2 protein-coding genes and 1 pseudogene are annotated in these 3,043 nt (G+C 49.6%); all 3 read left to right on the forward strand.

Annotated elements, in window-relative coordinates; translation table 11 throughout:
* The first annotated feature begins 801 nt into the window (after positions 1-801).
* The gene (locus BZG79_RS14130; protein ID WP_077679243.1) at positions 802-1,026 is read left to right on the forward strand and encodes a hypothetical protein; all 225 of its coding nucleotides are present in this window, start codon (positions 802-804) and stop codon (positions 1,024-1,026) included.
* A 440-nt stretch (positions 1,027-1,466) separates the two neighbouring features.
* Positions 1,467-1,886, forward strand: coding sequence for a D-ribose pyranase (gene rbsD, locus BZG79_RS14135; RefSeq protein ID WP_077774716.1), 420 nt, complete (start codon positions 1,467-1,469; stop codon positions 1,884-1,886).
* A gap of 23 nt (positions 1,887-1,909) precedes the next feature.
* A pseudogene (locus tag BZG79_RS14140) lies at positions 1,910-3,043 on the forward strand (ATP-binding cassette domain-containing protein); the annotation flags it as partial.

Genomic DNA, 3,043 nt, shown 5'->3' on the forward strand with positions numbered 1-3,043 from the left:
GTTGTGTTCATTCCTAACTTTTGAGCAGATGTTGTCCACTGATCCACGTAGGTGTTAGTCGCGCTGTCGGTGAGTACAAACTCTGCTGAAAGGGCGTAAACAGGTGCTAGTAGGGCAACAGTCGCTAGGGTTTTTTTGATTTTCATCGTAGTTCCTCTCTTTTTTATGTTTTGGCTGAATCGTTTCAGCCAAAGGCTACGCTTATTATTTGAACAGGCAAATTGCTGAAAGGGACCTTGTGATTCAGCTCTTTAATTTCTATTGATTGATTTTTAATCATGAGTGCTGACTCACGTTCAGCATTACACGACGGAATTTATCGGGACAGGCGGAATTTATCGGGACAGGCACGATACTTTTTCATCATCGGTATTCGAGATCTTGAATACAGAGCGCTTCGCTTACAGAATACGGGAAAGAGACGAGACGCTTCGCTTCGAGAAACTAGAGACTAAATAGAGCAGATCGCGCTTGCATCGGGGTCTTGCTTTTTCTGTACTCTGTATTCCGTCATCGGTTCTCGGGATCTTGAATACGGAGCGCTTCGCTTACAGAATACGGGAAAGAGACGAGACGCTTCGCTTCTAGAAACTAGAGACTAAATAGAGCAGATCGCGCTTGCATCGGGGTCTTGCTTTTTCTGTACTCTGTATTCCGTCATCGGTATTCGAGATCTTGAATACAGAGCGCTTCGCTTACAGAATACTAGCGTTATCGGGACAGGCACTTTTGGTTAGGCTATTTAGTGTCGCTCCGTTAACATACAGCTAGGCGGTTCTCGGTATTTGTAGGAGGTAAGTCATGGCCGATCATGACACAGAAAAGACGATACCTGAGCGTGACCAACGGCGCTTTGCCGTATCTGCCAATCGGGACAAAGGCAGTCACCGGATTCGTTATGTGGAGGCGGGCGGTGCCTCGGTGGATAATGAAGAGTGCACATTTTGCCAGGCGGTACCGGGTTTGAGTGATCAGCCGGAGAAGGAAGAGAACCGAGACGCTTCGCTTCTAGAGACGAGAGACTAGATCGAGCCGCCTCGTGCTCGCATTGGGGCTATTGCTTTTTCTGTACTCTGTATTCAGTAATCTGGGGAAGAGCGGGGACAGGCACGATACACTTTTTCCGTATTCCGTATTCCGTATTCCGTATTCCGTCCCCTAAGCTCTTTCTAGTCTCTAGTCTCTAGTCTCTAGTCTCTAGTCTCTAGTCTCTAGTCTCTATCTCTCCCAACCCCCCTAGTGTGATCTTCCCCTCTCTTTGCTAGTGACTGCGATATCAATAGTCGATCTGCTTCACATCTGTGTATCTTGCTTATGGTGAATTTTATATCGCCGTTTATTATTTATTTAATATCGAAACGTTTCGATGGCGTGTTTTCTGCGAGAAAGCGCGATAAAAGAAGGCGTATCCGCGTTGAGTGGGGTGTAAGCGCTGAATGATCCAATCGAGAGTGAGAAGGTGATGAATGAATAAGCATGGTTTGTTCCATCCAAAGCTCGCACAGCTGGTTACGCAAGTGGGACATACCGATGAGTTTACGGTGTGTGATGCGGGGCTTCCGATCCCAAGCTCGGTGTCGCGCATTGATTTGGCGCTGACTGATGGCGTGCCGAGCTTTATGCAGACGGTCGAGGCGGTGTTAACGCACGCTTGCATTGAATCTGTGGTGATTGCGGAAGAGCTCGCAGTGGTGAGCCCAGCGCTGCACCAGGCATTGCTTGGGCGATTAGAACAAGAAAATGCTGCACGCCAACAGCCGATAGGGGTGACCACTATCAGCCACGAGGCATTTAAAGCACGTACGGCGCAGAGCCAAGCGGTGGTGCGCACCGGTGAATGTACGCCTTATGCCAATGTGATTTTTCAAGCCGGTGTCACCTTTTAGGTGGGCCTAAGCGAGTAACCACGATGACGCAACCTATCTTACAGCTCAGCCAAGTCGTAAAAACCTTTCCTGGGGTTCGCGCGTTAGATGAGGCGAGCTTGAATGTGTATCCCGGCCAAGTGATGGCGTTATTGGGCGAGAATGGCGCGGGCAAATCCACCTTGATGAAGGTGTTAACCGGGATTTATCACGCCGATAGCGGTGAGGTGAATTACCAAGGCACACCTGTCTCGTTTAAAGGGCCACGCGATTCGCAGCAAGCGGGGATCAGTATTATTCATCAAGAGCTCAATTTGATCCCAGAGTTGACCATTGCCGAAAACATTTTTCTGGGTCGTGAATTTACTAATCGTTTTGGCAAGATTGACTGGGTCAAAATGGTTGAAGAGGCGGATAAGCTGCTGGCGCGGTTAAATGTTAACGCGCGCGGTTCGACGCCTCTGGGGAGCATTAGCCTGGGCGAGCAGCAAATGGTGGAAATTGCTAAAGCACTGTCGTTTGAGTCGCAGGTGATCATTATGGATGAGCCAACCGATGCGCTGACCGACACTGAGANGAGTTACGTGCGCAAGGCTGCGGCATTGTGTATATATCGCACCGTTTAAAAGAAATTTTTGAGATTTGCGATCGGATCACCGTGTTACGCGACGGCAAGTTTATTGGTGAATGTGCCGTCAGTGATACCGATGAAGACGGCCTGATTGAGATGATGGTGGGCCGTAAACTTGMGGAGCAATACCCGCGAAGCGACGTCGCCCCTGATGGAATAAGCCTTGAGGTGGAGAGTGTCACGGGTCATGGAGTGGAAGAGGTGAGTTTTCAGCTGCACCGCAGTGAAATTTTAGGCGTGTCGGGTCTGATGGGGGCTGGGCGTACGGAGTTAATGAAAATTATCTATGGCGCCATGCCGCGCGAGGCAGGCACGATTCGGCTGGATGGCAAGGTGATTAATCCGGTTAGCCCGCAAGATGCACTGGCCAATGGCATTGCTTATATCTCTGAAGACCGCAAAGGCGAGGGCTTGGTGCTGGGGTTATCGGTGAAAGACAACATGTCACTCAGCGCGCTCGATAAACTGACGCACTGGGGCAAAATTCAGCCGCGCGATGAAGTGATGGCGGTGGATGATTTTATTCGCCTTTTTAATATTAAAACCC

The organism is Salinivibrio sp. MA427, assembly GCF_001996115.1.
GTDB classification, from domain to species: Bacteria; Pseudomonadota; Gammaproteobacteria; order Enterobacterales; family Vibrionaceae; genus Salinivibrio; species Salinivibrio costicola.